General features: G+C 63.8%; 13 protein-coding genes. 5 read left to right on the top strand and 8 right to left on the bottom strand.

Annotated elements, in window-relative coordinates; translation table 11 throughout:
* Positions 1-4: 4 nt before the first annotated feature.
* Genes AC1DYW_RS09135 through AC1DYW_RS09120 form a run of 4 tightly spaced genes read right to left on the bottom strand, consistent with a single transcriptional unit; the run spans position 5 to position 3,948 of the window.
* The gene (locus AC1DYW_RS09135; protein ID WP_477225903.1) at positions 5-826 is read right to left on the bottom strand and encodes a sugar phosphate isomerase/epimerase family protein; all 822 of its coding nucleotides are present in this window, start codon (positions 824-826) and stop codon (positions 5-7) included.
* 5 nt (positions 827-831) lie between these two features.
* The gene (locus AC1DYW_RS09130) at positions 832-1,668 is read right to left on the bottom strand and encodes a carbohydrate ABC transporter permease (RefSeq protein ID WP_457151421.1); all 837 of its coding nucleotides are present in this window, start codon (positions 1,666-1,668) and stop codon (positions 832-834) included.
* Positions 1,665-2,597, bottom strand: coding sequence for a carbohydrate ABC transporter permease (locus AC1DYW_RS09125; RefSeq protein ID WP_477225902.1), 933 nt, complete (start codon positions 2,595-2,597; stop codon positions 1,665-1,667). Before AC1DYW_RS09125 ends, AC1DYW_RS09130 begins: the two co-directional genes overlap by 4 nt.
* Before the next feature lie 4 nt (positions 2,598-2,601).
* Positions 2,602-3,948: an ABC transporter substrate-binding protein gene (locus AC1DYW_RS09120; protein ID WP_095080954.1), complete on the bottom strand. Its 1,347-nt coding sequence runs from the start codon at positions 3,946-3,948 to the stop codon at positions 2,602-2,604.
* Between the two features lie 187 nt (positions 3,949-4,135).
* Here AC1DYW_RS09120 and AC1DYW_RS09115 point away from each other — a divergent pair, with 187 nt between their 5' ends.
* Both AC1DYW_RS09115 and AC1DYW_RS09110 read left to right on the top strand, forming a co-directional pair.
* The gene (locus tag AC1DYW_RS09115) at positions 4,136-5,272 is read left to right on the top strand and encodes a Gfo/Idh/MocA family protein (RefSeq protein WP_477225901.1); all 1,137 of its coding nucleotides are present in this window, start codon (positions 4,136-4,138) and stop codon (positions 5,270-5,272) included.
* A gap of 10 nt (positions 5,273-5,282) precedes the next feature.
* Positions 5,283-6,227 (top strand): alpha/beta hydrolase, encoded by a 945-nt coding sequence (locus AC1DYW_RS09110; RefSeq protein ID WP_477225900.1) that lies wholly within the window; start codon positions 5,283-5,285, stop codon positions 6,225-6,227.
* Between the two features lie 10 nt (positions 6,228-6,237).
* On the opposite strand, the gene AC1DYW_RS09105 is transcribed toward AC1DYW_RS09110, so the two are convergent.
* Entirely contained in the window at positions 6,238-7,272 is a 1,035-nt protein-coding gene (locus AC1DYW_RS09105; RefSeq protein WP_477225899.1) for a LacI family DNA-binding transcriptional regulator, read from the bottom strand.
* Positions 7,273-7,700: 428 nt separating this feature from the next.
* Between AC1DYW_RS09105 and rsgA the strand changes: the two genes are divergently transcribed.
* Positions 7,701-8,711 (top strand): ribosome small subunit-dependent GTPase A, encoded by a 1,011-nt coding sequence (gene rsgA / locus AC1DYW_RS09100; RefSeq protein WP_477225898.1) that lies wholly within the window; start codon positions 7,701-7,703, stop codon positions 8,709-8,711.
* Between the two features lie 25 nt (positions 8,712-8,736).
* Here the strand turns inward: rsgA and AC1DYW_RS09095 are convergent, their stop codons facing one another.
* Positions 8,737-9,270 carry a sterol desaturase family protein gene (locus AC1DYW_RS09095; RefSeq protein ID WP_477225897.1) on the bottom strand — a complete coding sequence of 178 codons (534 nt, stop codon included), beginning with the start codon at positions 9,268-9,270 and terminating at the stop codon, positions 8,737-8,739.
* Between the two features lie 188 nt (positions 9,271-9,458).
* Between AC1DYW_RS09095 and AC1DYW_RS09090 the strand changes: the two genes are divergently transcribed.
* Together AC1DYW_RS09090 and AC1DYW_RS09085 are read left to right on the top strand one after the other, a co-directional pair.
* On the top strand, positions 9,459-9,932 hold the full coding sequence (locus tag AC1DYW_RS09090) for an NUDIX hydrolase (RefSeq protein ID WP_477225896.1): 474 nt from the start codon (positions 9,459-9,461) through the stop codon (positions 9,930-9,932).
* Positions 9,933-10,223: 291 nt separating this feature from the next.
* Positions 10,224-10,622: a GFA family protein gene (locus AC1DYW_RS09085; protein WP_095080944.1), complete on the top strand. Its 399-nt coding sequence runs from the start codon at positions 10,224-10,226 to the stop codon at positions 10,620-10,622.
* Here the strand turns inward: AC1DYW_RS09085 and pobA are convergent.
* Together pobA and AC1DYW_RS09075 are read right to left on the bottom strand one after the other, a co-directional pair.
* Positions 10,619-11,791, bottom strand: a complete 1,173-nt coding sequence (pobA, locus tag AC1DYW_RS09080; protein ID WP_477225895.1) for a 4-hydroxybenzoate 3-monooxygenase — start codon at positions 11,789-11,791, stop codon at positions 10,619-10,621. The two genes, AC1DYW_RS09085 and pobA, sit on opposite strands and share 4 nt — an antisense overlap.
* Positions 11,791-12,843: a 3-carboxy-cis,cis-muconate cycloisomerase gene (locus tag AC1DYW_RS09075; RefSeq protein ID WP_477225894.1), complete on the bottom strand. Its 1,053-nt coding sequence runs from the start codon at positions 12,841-12,843 to the stop codon at positions 11,791-11,793. Before AC1DYW_RS09075 ends, pobA begins: the two co-directional genes overlap by 1 nt.
* Positions 12,844-12,855: the final 12 nt, after the last annotated feature.

The raw sequence follows: 12,855 nt of genomic DNA, 5'->3' as shown, positions 1-12,855 counted from the left end.
TTCTTCAGGCGCCGTAGGCGCGCATTGTCAGGCGGTTGGTCTTGACCGCGCCGGCGGGGTCGGCGGCGGCGGCGTCGGATTCCTCTTCGAGCACCAGCCAGCCGGTGAAACGCGGTGCGGTGCCGGCGATCTCGATGACCGCCGGGGTGTCGCAGACGCCTTGGCCGAGCATGGCCCAGGTGCCCTTGGCGTCGACGTCCTTGAGATGAATGTAACGGATGCGGTCACGGTGGGTGCGCAGCGTGTCGAGCATGTCCTTGTGGCCGCGCAGGATGTGGCCGGTATCCGGCACCCAGCCGACCAGACCGGGGTCGAGCAAGGCAAAGATCGTGTCGTAGTCGGCGCGGTCGAAGAGCAGCGTGTTGTGGTGCGAACTCGGATGCAGCGCGACATCCACACCGGCCTTGCGGCCGATCTCGGCGGCGCGATTGTAGAATTCGGCCGATATGGCGAACTTATCTTCGCGCGGACCGTCGGAGACGACCGTCGCCGAGCCGATTGAGACCAGTGCGCCGGGAAAGTTCGCGGCAAACCCTGTCCAGCGCCGGGCGGCTTCGAGGTCGCTTTCCAGCGCCTCTTTCAACGTGAAACCGCTCTTCGAGCCAAAGGCAAAGGAGACGAGGGAGAGGCCTCGGGCATCGAGCGCAGCAGCGAATTCGGCCGGGCTGTCGGCATAGCGGCCGATCATGGTGTCGGTGATCTCGATGCCGGCGTAGCCGCCGTCTTCTATCGCCTTCAACAGATCGTCGGGGCCGCCAGTCCAGCCTTTGCCCAGCATTTCCCAGGTGAAGGTCTGGCAGCCGACCTTGAGCTTCGTCGTCGTCATGTCGTTCATTCCTTGACGCCGCCCTGGGTCAGTCCTTCGATGATGTGGCGCTGGAAGAACAGCACCAGGAGGATCAAGGGCACGGTCACAACGGCGGAAGCCGCGGCGATGTCACCCCAGGGGACGTAATAGAGGTTGGTGAAGTTGGCGATGCCGACCGGTATCGTCTGCCGGTCGATGTTGGAGGTGAAGGCGAGCGCGAACAGGAATTCGTTCCACGCGGTGATGAAGGCGAGCAGGCCGGTGGTCACCAGGCTCGGCAGCGACATCGGCAGGATAATGCGCCAGAGCAGGCCGGGCACGCTGACGCCGTCCATGCGCGCCGCCTCGTCGATCTCGCGCGGCAGCGTCTCGAAATAGCCGAACAACACCCAGGTCACCAGCGGCAGGCCGAGTGCCAGGTAGGTGATGATCAGCGCCGTGTAGGTGTCGAGCAGGCCGAGATTGGTGGCGACCAGATAGAGCGGGCCGACCAGCGCGATCTGCGGGAACATCGACACAGAAAGGATGACCATCAGAATGCCGAAGCGGCCCTTGATGTTGAGCCGCGACAGCGCGAAGGCGGCCAGCGAGCCGACGAACAGGCAGAGGAACGTCGTCGCCAGGGAGACCACCAGCGAGTTCCAGACGTAGCGGTGAAGCTGCTTCTCGACAAAGGCGTTGTAGTAGTGCTCCAGCGTGAAGGGATCCGGGATCAGCGACGGCGAGCCTGACGTCAGCGCCTTGTCAAGCTGGAACGAGGTCGAGAACTGCCAGATGAACGGACCGCCCGACCAGACGAGGATCAGCAAGGCGCCGAGATAGATGGCGAAGGTCTGCAGCGGCGAGCGCGTGTCGTTCACTGCGCTCTCCTGATCTGGCGGACGAGGTACAGGCAGAACACCAGCGCGATGATGCCCTCGGTGACGAACATCGCCGTCGAGACGGCCGAGCCGTAGCCGAACTGCAGCGTCGAAAAGAGCACCTTGTAGGACAGCGTCGACAGCGTTTCAGTCGAATCGGCCGGGCCACCGCCGGTCAGCACGTAGACGAGGTCAAAGACGCGGAAGGCGTCGAGCGCGCGGAACAGGCCGGCGATCAGCAAGGTCGGCATCAACAGCGGCAGGCGGATGTACCAGAAGGTGATCCAACCCTTGGCGCCATCCATGCGCGCCGCCTCGATCAGCGAATTGGGCACGGTCTGCAACCCGGTCAGAAGCAGCAGCGCCATGAACGGCGTCGTCTTCCAGACATCGGCGATGATGATGGTGATCATCGCCGTGTCGGTGGAGCCGTACCAGTTGATGTTCTGGTCGATCAGCCCGGCATGCAGGAGGATGTAGTTGATGATGCCGTTCTGGCCGTCGAACAGCCAGCCGAACATCTTGGAGGTGACGACGGTGGGCATCGCCCACGGCACTAGCATGGCCGCGCGGACGAGCCCCCGCCCCTTGAAGGCTTCGCACAGGATGAGCGCCATGCCGAGCCCGATCACCGTCTCCAGCACGGTCGAAGCGGTGGTGAACCAGATCGTGTGCCACCACGCATTCCAGAACTGCGGGTCGCCCCACAGCTCGACATAGTTGGAGAAGCCGGTGAAATCCTGTTCCTGCGTGATCAGCGAGGTGTTGGTGAGCGACAGGTAGAGCCCGTTGACGATCGGGTAGAAGGAGACCGACGCCAGCGACACGAAGGCCGGCGTCAGCAGGAGCAAGGCCCACAAGGCGCCCGGAAGCGCCTTGCCGAGACGCCGCGGCCGGCCGACACTGGGAATGGTGGCCGCCGCGGACATTGGTTCAGCCTACGATCTTGTCGATTTGCGCCGCCGTCGCGTCCATCTCGGCCTGGACATTACCGGAGACCAGCGCCTTGGAGATGCCGGACTGCAAGGCAAGCGTCACTTTCGCGTATTCAGGCGTGATCGGCCGCGCCGTGGCGCCGGTGAAGACTTTCTCCAGGCTGGCCATGAACGGCTGTTCCTTCTTGATCTGTGCGTCCTGGAACAGCGCCGGCCGCGTCGGTGCGAGGCCGAAGTTCAGCGCGATGCGGTGCTGGACCTCGGTCGACGACAGCCAGGTCAAGAGCTCGATCGCGGCTTCGCGCTGCTTCGAGTTGGCATTGACGCCGAGCTGGTAGCCGCCGAGGCAGGCCGAGCTCTTGCCGCCGGGGAACGACGGCAGCGGCGCGACGCCGACCTTGTCGACCACCTGGGAAGCCTTGGCGTCCTGGGCAATCGGGTAGACATACGACCAGTTGCGCATGAACATCGCCTTGCCCGAGGTAAAGGGCTGACGCGACGGTTCCTCGTCCCAGGACAGCACGTCCTTCGGGCTGATCTTGTTGGTGGCGAGGGTGTCGTGCAGGAACTGGATCGCCTCTACCGCGCCCTTCTGGTTGATCAGCGACGACTTGCCGTCGGGCGCCAGGATGGCGCCGTTGTTGGAGGTGATGATCTCGACCGCGTCGCAGACCAGCACCTCGGCCTGTTTGCCCTGCCAGAGATAGCCGTAATCGATGTCGCCGGCCTTCTGCGCGGCGGCGGCAATGGTCGCCATGTCGGCCCAGCTTTCCGGCACCTTGCCGCCATGCTTTTCCAGCACGTCCTTGCGGTAATAGAACATGCCCGAATCCATGAACCAGGGAAGGGCGGTGAGCTTGCCGCCATAGGTACAGGCATCGAGGGTCCCAGTGAAGTAGGCGCTGCGCTTGTCGGCCGGGAAATACTCGTCCAGCGGCAGCGCCCATCCGGCGGCGGCAAAGCCGGCGATCCAGATCACGTCCTGGCTGAAGACATCGGGCGTGCCGGTGCGGCGGGCGAGCTGCTGCACGAGGCCCTGGTAGACCTCGGTCGAGGAGCTCGGGGGCGGCAGTTCGATGTTCTTGACCAGGATGCGGTCCTGCGATTCGTTGAAGGCCTTGATCAGGTCGCCAAAGGTCTCCTTGCCGAAGAAGGCGGCGCTGGCGAAGCTGATCTCGGCCCGGCTCTGGGCGCGAGCCCGGCCAATGCCGAGCGACGTCCCTGCCCCGAAAGCCGCCGCGCCGAGAAGGCCGGCGGAACCGATGAGAAATTGCCGGCGATCGGCGATGGTGACATGCCCAATCGACTTGGAACCGCTGCGCGGCCCCTTCCTTGACTCGTCCATGTGTAGTCCTCCCAGAGTTGACGGCAGCCACTCCCGCCCGTCCAACTTCGCACATGATTTATAAAAAATTGTCGCGCGTCAAGATTTAAACTGCATAATGGTGCATCAATATGCTTATGACGTGGGCGAAGGATGGCCACGTGAACGAAGAATCGCCGATCCTGACGGACGGACGCCGACTGGAGGAATGATGGAAAAGCTTGGTGTAGGGGTCATAGGTTGCGGCAACATCGCCATGACCTACATGCGCAACGCAGCACTTTTTGCAGGCGTGGAGTTGAAGGCCTGCGCCGACATCTCCGCGGACGCGGCCGCCCTGCGGGCCCGCGAATACGGCATCAGGGCAATGGGCGTCGATGCCCTGCTTGCCGATCCCGAAATCGGCCTGGTTCTCAACCTCACCATTCCCGCCGTGCATTTCGACGTCACCATGTCGGCGCTTTCGGCCAGCAAGCACGTCTTCACCGAAAAGCCGCTTGCCACCTCGGCCGCCGACGGACAACGACTGGTCAGCGAGGCGAAGTCGCGCGGCCTGCTGCTTGGCTCGGCGCCCGACACCTTCCTCGGCGCTGCCGGACGCCGCGCGCGTCGGCTGATGGACGCCGGCGCCATTGGCCGTCCGGTCACCGGCACCGCCTTCATGATGGGCCGCGGCATGGAGCACTGGCACCCCAACCCGCAATTCTACTACCAGCCTGGCGGCGGCCCGGTGTTCGACATGGGCCCCTATTATCTGACCATGCTGGTCAACCTGCTTGGCCCGGTCGAGCGTGTCATGGCGATGGCGACGCGCGGCCAGGAGGAAAGGCTGATCACCGCCGACGGACCGTTCAAGAACACCACATTCAAGGTCGGCACGCCGACCAACGTGCTATCGCTGCTTGAATTCCGGTCCGGGGCGACGGTCACCTTCGGCGCTTCCTGGGACGTCTTTCGCCACTCCAACCACCCGATCGAGTTGCACGGCACGGAGGGCTCGCTGCGCCTGCCCGATCCCGACACGTTCGGCGGCACCGTGTCGCTGTCCGAGCGCGGCGCCGACTGGAAGGATTTTGCCAGCGAAGGCGACCTCTACGGCGCCCGCAACTGGCCCTATGCGGCGCCCGACCGCGCCAATTACCGCATGCTCGGCGTCGCCGATCTGGCGCGTTCGCTTCAAACCGGTAACACGCCACGCGCCTCCGGCAACCTCGCGCTGCATGTGCTTGAGATCATGGAGGCGATCCTGCGTTCCGGCGAGGGCCAGGGCTCGGTGATGGTCGCGGGCGAAGTCACCCAACCTGCGCTGCTGACCGAGGAAGAGGCAACCGACCTGCTTGCCTGAGGATATGACGATGACACTCGACCCGGATGCGCTGCACGTCCTCGAAATCGGCCGCGCGGCCGGCGGAGAGCCGTTCGAGAATGGGGACGTAGCGGCGGCGCGGGCCGCCTACAACGCCTCGTTCCCGACACTGCAGGGCGAGCGCGAACCGGTCGCTGCGACCTTGGAACAGCGGATCGATGGGCCGAACGGCCCCATCGCGGTCCGCATCCATCGGGGCATCGGCGCACCACAAAGCGGGGCGCCGGCGCTGCTCTACCTGCATGGCGGAGGCTGGGTCGTCGGCAACCTCGAATCGCATGACGAGATCTGCCGCTGGCTGGCCAATCTCGGCGGCGCAGTCATTGTCTGTCCCGACTATCGCCTGGCACCGGACCACAAATTTCCCGCCGGGCTGTGGGATTGCCTGGCAACATTGCGCTTCATGACGGAGAACGCCGCCGCTCTCGGCATCGACCCATCCCGTATCGGCGTTGCCGGCGACAGCGCCGGCGGTAATCTCGCCACCGTGCTGGCGCTGCTTTCTCGCGATGGGCTGGCGCCACCCCTCGCCGCACAGATCCTGATCTATCCCAACACCGATGCGCGGCAGATGGCCGACAGCTACCGGCGTTTCGGCGACGGCTTCGGGCTGACGGCAACCACCATGGCATGGTTCCGCGACCACTATATGCGAACGCCTGACGACATCCTGGACTGGCGCGTCTCGCCCTTGCTGGCGCCAGATCTCACAGGCGTCGCGCCGGCTTTCGTCGCACTTGCCGGCTGCGACATCCTTGCCGACGAAGGCGAAGCCTATGCCGAACGCCTGCAAGCCGCGGGCGTGCCGCTGGTCCTGCGCCAATGGCCGGGCAATATCCACGGCTTCGTCTCGATGGGACGCCATATCCCCGCCGCGCGGCAAGCGGCGGCCGAGGCGGTGGCGGCCTGGCGCCAGTTCGAGAAGGATCGCTGAAGCTGGACGCTCAGGCCGACTGACGCATCACCAGAGTCGCGCCGAGCTTGACCCTTTGCGCCATGCCCTGCCTTGGCGGTTCGGCCTCGTCCAGCAGGGCCAGCAGGATCTCGACGCTGCGGCCTGCCATGGCGGCGAAATCCTGTGCCATGGTGGTCAGTGCCGGACAGGTGTAGCGGCTCAGCGGATGATCGTCATGCGCGGCAACGCGCAGATCGCAGTCGGGTCTGCGGCCGATCTTCAGTCCGCGCGAGAACGCGGCCGCCATCACGCCAAAGGCCAGACGATCATTGGCACACAGGATCGTGCGGCCTGGCAGACCGCCAACATCAAGTGTCTTTTCCATCCATTCATGGCCGATGCGCTCGAAGTCCCAGGTGTAGTCGCGCGCCGCGTCGATGACGACCGGTTCCAAGCCGGCGACTTTCATCGTCGCCATGTAGCTTTGCAGCCGCTCCCCGGAATTGTGGTTGACATGCGGAATGTCGACATAGACAGGCGGTTCTCCGGACCGGTTGAGATAGTCAACCATGGTCGACGTGCTCTGGTGGTTGTCGTTACCGACGAAGGGCGTGTCACCCTCGATATAGGTGTCGAAATAGACGATCGGAATGTCCTGCCCGAGCTTGTCGAAAACGTTACGGTCGGAGGCCAGGCCCAGCGGCGCGATGATCGCGCCGGCGACCTTAAGTGACAGCAGCGTCCTGACCGATTCCGCCTCCAGCTTCTGCGAGCCATGCGAAGAAATGACGATCGGCCAATAGCCCTCGTCGCGGCAGCGAAATTCGATGCGGCTGACCATCTCGGCATAGAACGGGTCGGTGATCGTCGGTACGACGATGCCAATGTTGCGGGTGCGCTTGCGGTTTAGATTGCGGGCGAAAAGGTTCGGCTGATAGTCCGAGGAACGCAACGCGGTTTCGATGCGTGCCCGCGTGGCCGGCTTCACGCTCGCCGGATCGTCAAAATATTTCGACAGCGTCGGCCGGGACACGCCACATGCCCGGGCAAAATCGTCCATCGTGCGGTGCGTCTTCTCCGCCATCGAACGTCAGGTCCCTCTTGCCCACACCCGCCGATCGGAACGATCCGCCCGTCACCAGTCATGCGGCCGTTGTCCGAGGGCGGCAATGCTTGGCCGAACTTATTCAGTCAATTTTCACAGTTTCCAGTACAGCGCAAAAACATTACGAGCGTCAATTTATTTGTTGACGATATGAAAAACGACATTCCTCGATCAGAACGAAGGCTCCCGTCCGTGCGGCAGGATTCCAGATCGCCGTGTGACGGGATAGGTTCCGACTAGATGCTTGCCGCGCGGGCCATCGGCAAGGGTCCGGCTTGCCAAATGCCGCCGTGCCGCCCATACACGGCTGGGCAATCGCCCCCGCCCCGTTCACGCCCCACCTGCCAGGGATCCTGTCCGATGTCTGCGACGCCGTACCCCCGGTCAAAGCCGTGACGGATCCTTCCATGCCATCTCTCGCCAGCCTGGGCTGGACGGATTTTTTCGGCGACCAGCTCGAGCCCGGCGAAGCCAATCTCGTCCCTGCGCGGATCGCCACGGTCCATCGCGACCGCCTGACCGGCCTGTCCCGGGCAGGGCCAATCGATCTGACGCTGCCGGCGCAGGCGAACACCGGTGACTACGCCGTCGGCGACTGGGTGCTCGTCGACGCGCATGACCGGCTTGTGCAGCGCCGCCTGACCCGCAAGACGGTGCTGGAACGCCGCACCCAGGGCGGTCGGGTGCCGCAGCTGGCAGCGGCCAACGTCGACACCCTGTTCATCGTCACCTCATGCAATGCCGACTTCAATCCGGCCCGGCTCGAGCGCTATCTGGCGCTGGCCAACGAGGCTGGAACGACGCCGGTGATCCTGTTGACCAAGGCGGATACCGCGGCCGACGCCGAGGCGTATCAGCGGCAGGCCGCCGCGCTGCAACGCGGCCTAGCGGTGGTGACGCTGAACCCGCGCACATCGGATGCCGCGACCGCGCTCGCCACCTGGTGCGGTGCCGGCCAGACGGTCGCGCTGGTCGGCTCCTCCGGCGTCGGCAAATCGACGCTTGTCAACACGCTGGCCGGATCTGGCCAGCGCTTGCCGCAACAGACCGGAGACATCCGCGAACACGACGCCAAGGGGCGCCACACCACCACGTCGCGGTCACTGCACGCCATTGCGGGCGGCGGCTGGGTGATCGATACGCCGGGAATGCGGACGCTGCAGGTCAGCGACGTCGCCTACGGCATCGACACGCTGTTTGCCGAAATCACCGAGCTCGCGCCGCTCTGCAAGTTCCGCGACTGCACCCACGTACATGAACCGGGCTGCGCGGTGCAGGCCGCCTTGAAGGCAGGCACGCTCGATCCGGAGCGTCTTGCCCGCTGGCGAAAACTGTCCGACGAAAACCAGAGCAACACGCCGGTTCAGAGCGGACCTCGCGGAGCCAAATCCCTAGGCGGTCGCGCAAAAAGGCGTTGAACGACCGATGCACGTGCCCCTGGCTTCAGAGCCTCGCCGTGCCGAAAACACGATCCCAGAATATGGACGTGACACCGAAATTGACCGTTTCGTCGACATGATGATGCACGGCGTGGCGGCGCTTGAGTGTGTAGAGATAACTCGGATGGGAGGGATGCCAATGATGGATCATGTGATGGACGCTGATGTACCAGAGGTACCCCAGCATCAGTCCGCAACTTACCGCGCTTGCGGCGGCGAAACCTGAAATCATCCAGATCGGGAAAAACGCGACCAGCGCATGCACTCCCAGACTGAGCCAGGTCGGCGTGCCCACCGAACTGCGCTCTTCGACATGGTGACGATCATGCAGGTCCTTGATGTAGGGGATGTGGTGCAGGACGAACCTGTGCAGGACGTATTCGGTCAACGTCCAGAGCAAGAGGCAGGCGACGACAGTGACTATCCAGCCCGGCGCATTGTCTTCGCCGGCCTCGATCAGCCCGGCCACTGCCAGCACGGCGATCACCAACGGATACGCCACGAAGTCGCTGTAATAGCCAATAAGACCGAGTTGCATCGTCACGCCTCATCTAGCCTTCGAGCCGCCAAATAAGCGATGGTCAGATTGCCGGACTCGCGGAAGAGGAGCAATGCAGTCGCACCTGACATAGCGTCGCAATCATTCGGCGCAAGGTCGGCGCCCATGACCAGGGGAATCGGTGGACCGCCGCCTTCGCAATCAGCTTTACAAACGGACATTAAAAAATGGCAAAACGTAGTGCGGGGTTGCTGATCCACAGTCGAAACAAGGGCGATCTCAGGGTGCTGCTGGTTCATCCGGGCGGACCGTTCTGGGCGAAGAAGGACGATGGTGCGTGGTCGATACCGAAGGGCCTCGTCGACGAAAACGAGGACGAGTTGTCGGCGGCGCGACGCGAGACCGAGGAAGAGCTCGGCATCAAGATCGATGGTCCCTTCACACGGCTCGGCGACTACAGGCAGCCGGGTGGAAAGATCGTCATGGCGTGGTCCGTCGAGGCGCGTATCGACATCGATGTGGCAGCCATCAGGAGCAACACCTTCACCATGGAATGGCCGCCAAGGTCGGGATCAATGAAGGAATTCCCGGAAGTCGACAGGGCCGGCTGGTTCACCTTGCCCGAGGCCGAGGTCAAGATCCTCAAGGGGCAGCGACCGATGCTGTCGGATCTTGCCAGGCAAAAAGACGCTGAACGATGATCGCCGGCGGTGCGGCCCTTAAAGCGCGCCGCGCTTTGAGGCTATGTTTTATGCATGTCGTTGTCCCAAGACCGGAACCACTTTTGGGCGACATGCATCAGGCCGCGGACTCATAAAGGCGAAGCGCCAATCTGATGGCCGCCAAGGCCAAAACAACTCCCCGCGCACGCGAGAACAATCACTAGCGCCGAATGTCGCAATTGAGCGCCAGCTCGGCGTATCTCATGGCGACTCTCTCACTACGCCCGGTACAAATTATTGGTCAGGTCAGTTGACTCAAGGAGAATTTGCATGCGCGGTCATTGCTTATGTGGCGCTATTGCTTTCGAAGTCGATGGCCCGGCACAAGCATGCGTGAGCTGTCATTGTGAAAGTTGTCGGCGCCAATGTTCTGCGCCGATGACCACCTACATTGGCGTCTTGGACAGCCAATGGCGATGGCTAGGCAAGCCACCGAAGGTATTCAACTCTTCTCCCGGTGTGGAAAGAACATTTTGCGATGAATGTGGCTCGCCGCTGTCCTTCCGCTCAAAGAACATGTCTGGTGTCATGCATTTTTTTGCCGCAGCGATGGAGGAGCCGGAAAAATTTGCACCCACGCTGCATGTCGCTTTTGAGGAGAAGCTCCCTTGGTTGAAACTCGCCGACGGCCTGCCGACACGGTTTGGGCCTGACTATACGAAAAACTAGTAAGGCAGGCCGACATAGTTCTCGGCGAGCGCAGTCGACGCTGCACGCGAGTGTACGAGGTAGTCGAGCTCGGCCTCCTGGATGCGCTGGCCGAAATCGCCGGTGTCGGGAAAGCGGTGCAGCATCGTCGTCATCCACCAGGAGAAGCGTACCGCCTTCCACACCCTTGCCAGCGCCTTGCCTGAATAGGCGTCGATGCCGGCCATCGATTTGTCGCGGTAGAAGTCGCGCAAACCGGCAAACAAGTAGCGCACATCGCTGGCGGCGAGGTTGAGGCCCTTGGCGCCGGTCGGCGGCACGATGTGGGCGGCGTCCCCGACCAGGAACAGCCGGCCGAAACGCAGCGGCTCGGCAACGAAGGAGCGCAGCGGCGCGATCGACTTCTCGAAGGACGGACCGGTGACGACGCTTGCCGCCGTCTGCTCCGGCAACCGGCGACGCAACTCGTCCCAGAAGCGGTCGTCGGACCACGCCTCGACGCGGTCGCCCTCGGGGCACTGGACATAGTAGCGGCTGCGATGCGTCGAGCGCATCGAGCACAGCGCAAAGCCCCGCTCGTGGTTGGCGTAGACCAGTTCGTGATCGGCCGGCGGCACTTCCGCCAGCACGCCGAGCCAACCGAACGGATAGTGGCGCTCGAAGGTCTTCAGCGCGCGCTCAGGCACCGATTTGCGGCTGACGCCGTGATAGCCGTCACAGCCTGCAATAAAATCGCACTCGATGCGATGGGTGACGCCGTCCTTGTCATAGGTGGCAAAAGGCGCCTTGCCGTCGAAATCGTGCAGCGTGACGTTTGCCGCCTCGTAGATCGTGGTCAGTCCTGCCGCATCGCGCTTGTCCATCAGATCATGCGTCACTTCGGTCTGGCCGTAGACGGTGACATGCCTGCCGCCGGTCAGCGCCTCGATGTCGATGCGGTGCAGGCGTCCGTCGAAGGCGAGCGAGATGCCGGCATGCGGCAGCCCTTCGGCGTGCAGCCGTGCCGCGGCACCCGCTTCCTCCAGCAGTTCGACGGTACCCTGTTCGAGCACACCGGCGCGCACGCGCCCGAGAACATGCTCGCGGCTGGCGCGCTCCAAAATGACCGTCTCGATACCGATCGTGCCGAGAAGCTGGCCAAGCAGCAGGCCGGACGGACCTGACCCGACAATGAGGATCTGCGTGCGCATCAGCGTCCCAGGCTTTCGACCTGCCCGGCCAGTTCGGCGGCAAGGCGCAGCGACGCGGCTGTGGCCACCACCATCTGCGGCAGCAGCAGCCATTCCAGCGTCCAGGCCGCGCCCGAACGCTCCTGCTCATGCACCACGGCCTGATGCATGCCGGAAAGCTGCGTGGCGTTGAAACGGGCCAGCGCCACCAGAGCCTCGGCCTTTACCGGATTCTGCTTGTGCGGCATGGCCGACGAGCCGCCACCGCCCGAAAGCCCGATGTCGGTGCCGTCTTGCGCCATCAGCGCGATGTCCTGGCCGAACTTGCCGAGGCTGCCCGTCACCAGCGACAGCCAGCCTGCGAAATCAGCGAGCGCGTCGCGCTGGCTATGCCATTGCGGCGCATCGGCAAGGCCGAGCTTTGCCGCGAGGGCCGCCCGCACCGCCGGCCCCTTGTCATCCAGCTTTTCCAGCGTGCCGGCGGCGCCGCCGAACTGCACCACCAACAGGCGCCTCGACTGTTCCGACAATCTCTGCTGATGCCGTTGCAGCGGCACGCGCCACGCCATGATGCGATCCGCCACCTTGATTGGAACCGCCGGCTGCATGCGCGTCATCCCCGTCAGCGCCCTGCCCCCGAAGCGCTCTTCGAGTGAGGCGAGGCGCATGCCGGTTTCGGTCAACAGGAGGCTGAGATGTTCGACGACGGATTTGAGCCGAAGCATCAGGCCTGTGTCGACGACATCCTGGCTGGTCGCGCCAAAATGAACGGAGGCACCATGCGGTTCGCCGGCCGCTGCCCTGATCTGGCGCACCAATTCCGGCACGATGACGCCGTCCCTGGCGACACCGGCGCGCAACAAGGCGGTGTCGGGCCGGAATGTGCTGAGCCCCGCCACGATGGCTGCTGCCGCCTCCCCCGTGATCAGTCCGTTTTCCGCCTCCACGTCCGCCAGCGCGCGCTCGAAGGCGAGCATCGCCTCGATTTCCGCCTCGACGGAAAAATGCCGGCTCGCTTCCTCGTCGCCGAGAAGAGCGGAGAGCAATGGATGGTCGAAGGGCGAAACGGTCATGGCGCGGGCCTC

The organism is Mesorhizobium sp. P2_D5 (assembly GCF_056404355.1).
This window is presented reverse-complemented; position numbering and strand designations above follow the sequence as displayed.

Excerpts from the sequence above, each read along its gene's own strand:
- AC1DYW_RS09135 (WP_477225903.1), bottom strand. The coding sequence starts at position 826 with ATGACGACGACGAAGCTCAAGGTCGGCTGCCAGACCTTCACCTGGGAA.
- AC1DYW_RS09125 (WP_477225902.1), bottom strand. The coding sequence starts at position 2,597 with ATGTCCGCGGCGGCCACCATTCCCAGTGTCGGCCGGCCGCGGCGTCTC.
- AC1DYW_RS09120 (WP_095080954.1), bottom strand. The coding sequence starts at position 3,948 with ATGGACGAGTCAAGGAAGGGGCCGCGCAGCGGTTCCAAGTCGATTGGG.
- AC1DYW_RS09115 (WP_477225901.1), top strand. The coding sequence starts at position 4,136 with ATGATGGAAAAGCTTGGTGTAGGGGTCATAGGTTGCGGCAACATCGCC.
- AC1DYW_RS09110 (WP_477225900.1), top strand. The coding sequence starts at position 5,283 with ATGACACTCGACCCGGATGCGCTGCACGTCCTCGAAATCGGCCGCGCG.
- AC1DYW_RS09105 (WP_477225899.1), bottom strand. The coding sequence starts at position 7,272 with ATGGCGGAGAAGACGCACCGCACGATGGACGATTTTGCCCGGGCATGT.
- rsgA (WP_477225898.1), top strand. The coding sequence starts at position 7,701 with ATGCCATCTCTCGCCAGCCTGGGCTGGACGGATTTTTTCGGCGACCAG.
- AC1DYW_RS09095 (WP_477225897.1), bottom strand. The coding sequence starts at position 9,270 with ATGCAACTCGGTCTTATTGGCTATTACAGCGACTTCGTGGCGTATCCG.
- AC1DYW_RS09090 (WP_477225896.1), top strand. The coding sequence starts at position 9,459 with ATGGCAAAACGTAGTGCGGGGTTGCTGATCCACAGTCGAAACAAGGGC.
- AC1DYW_RS09085 (WP_095080944.1), top strand. The coding sequence starts at position 10,224 with ATGCGCGGTCATTGCTTATGTGGCGCTATTGCTTTCGAAGTCGATGGC.
- pobA (WP_477225895.1), bottom strand. The coding sequence starts at position 11,791 with ATGCGCACGCAGATCCTCATTGTCGGGTCAGGTCCGTCCGGCCTGCTG.
- AC1DYW_RS09075 (WP_477225894.1), bottom strand. The coding sequence starts at position 12,843 with ATGACCGTTTCGCCCTTCGACCATCCATTGCTCTCCGCTCTTCTCGGC.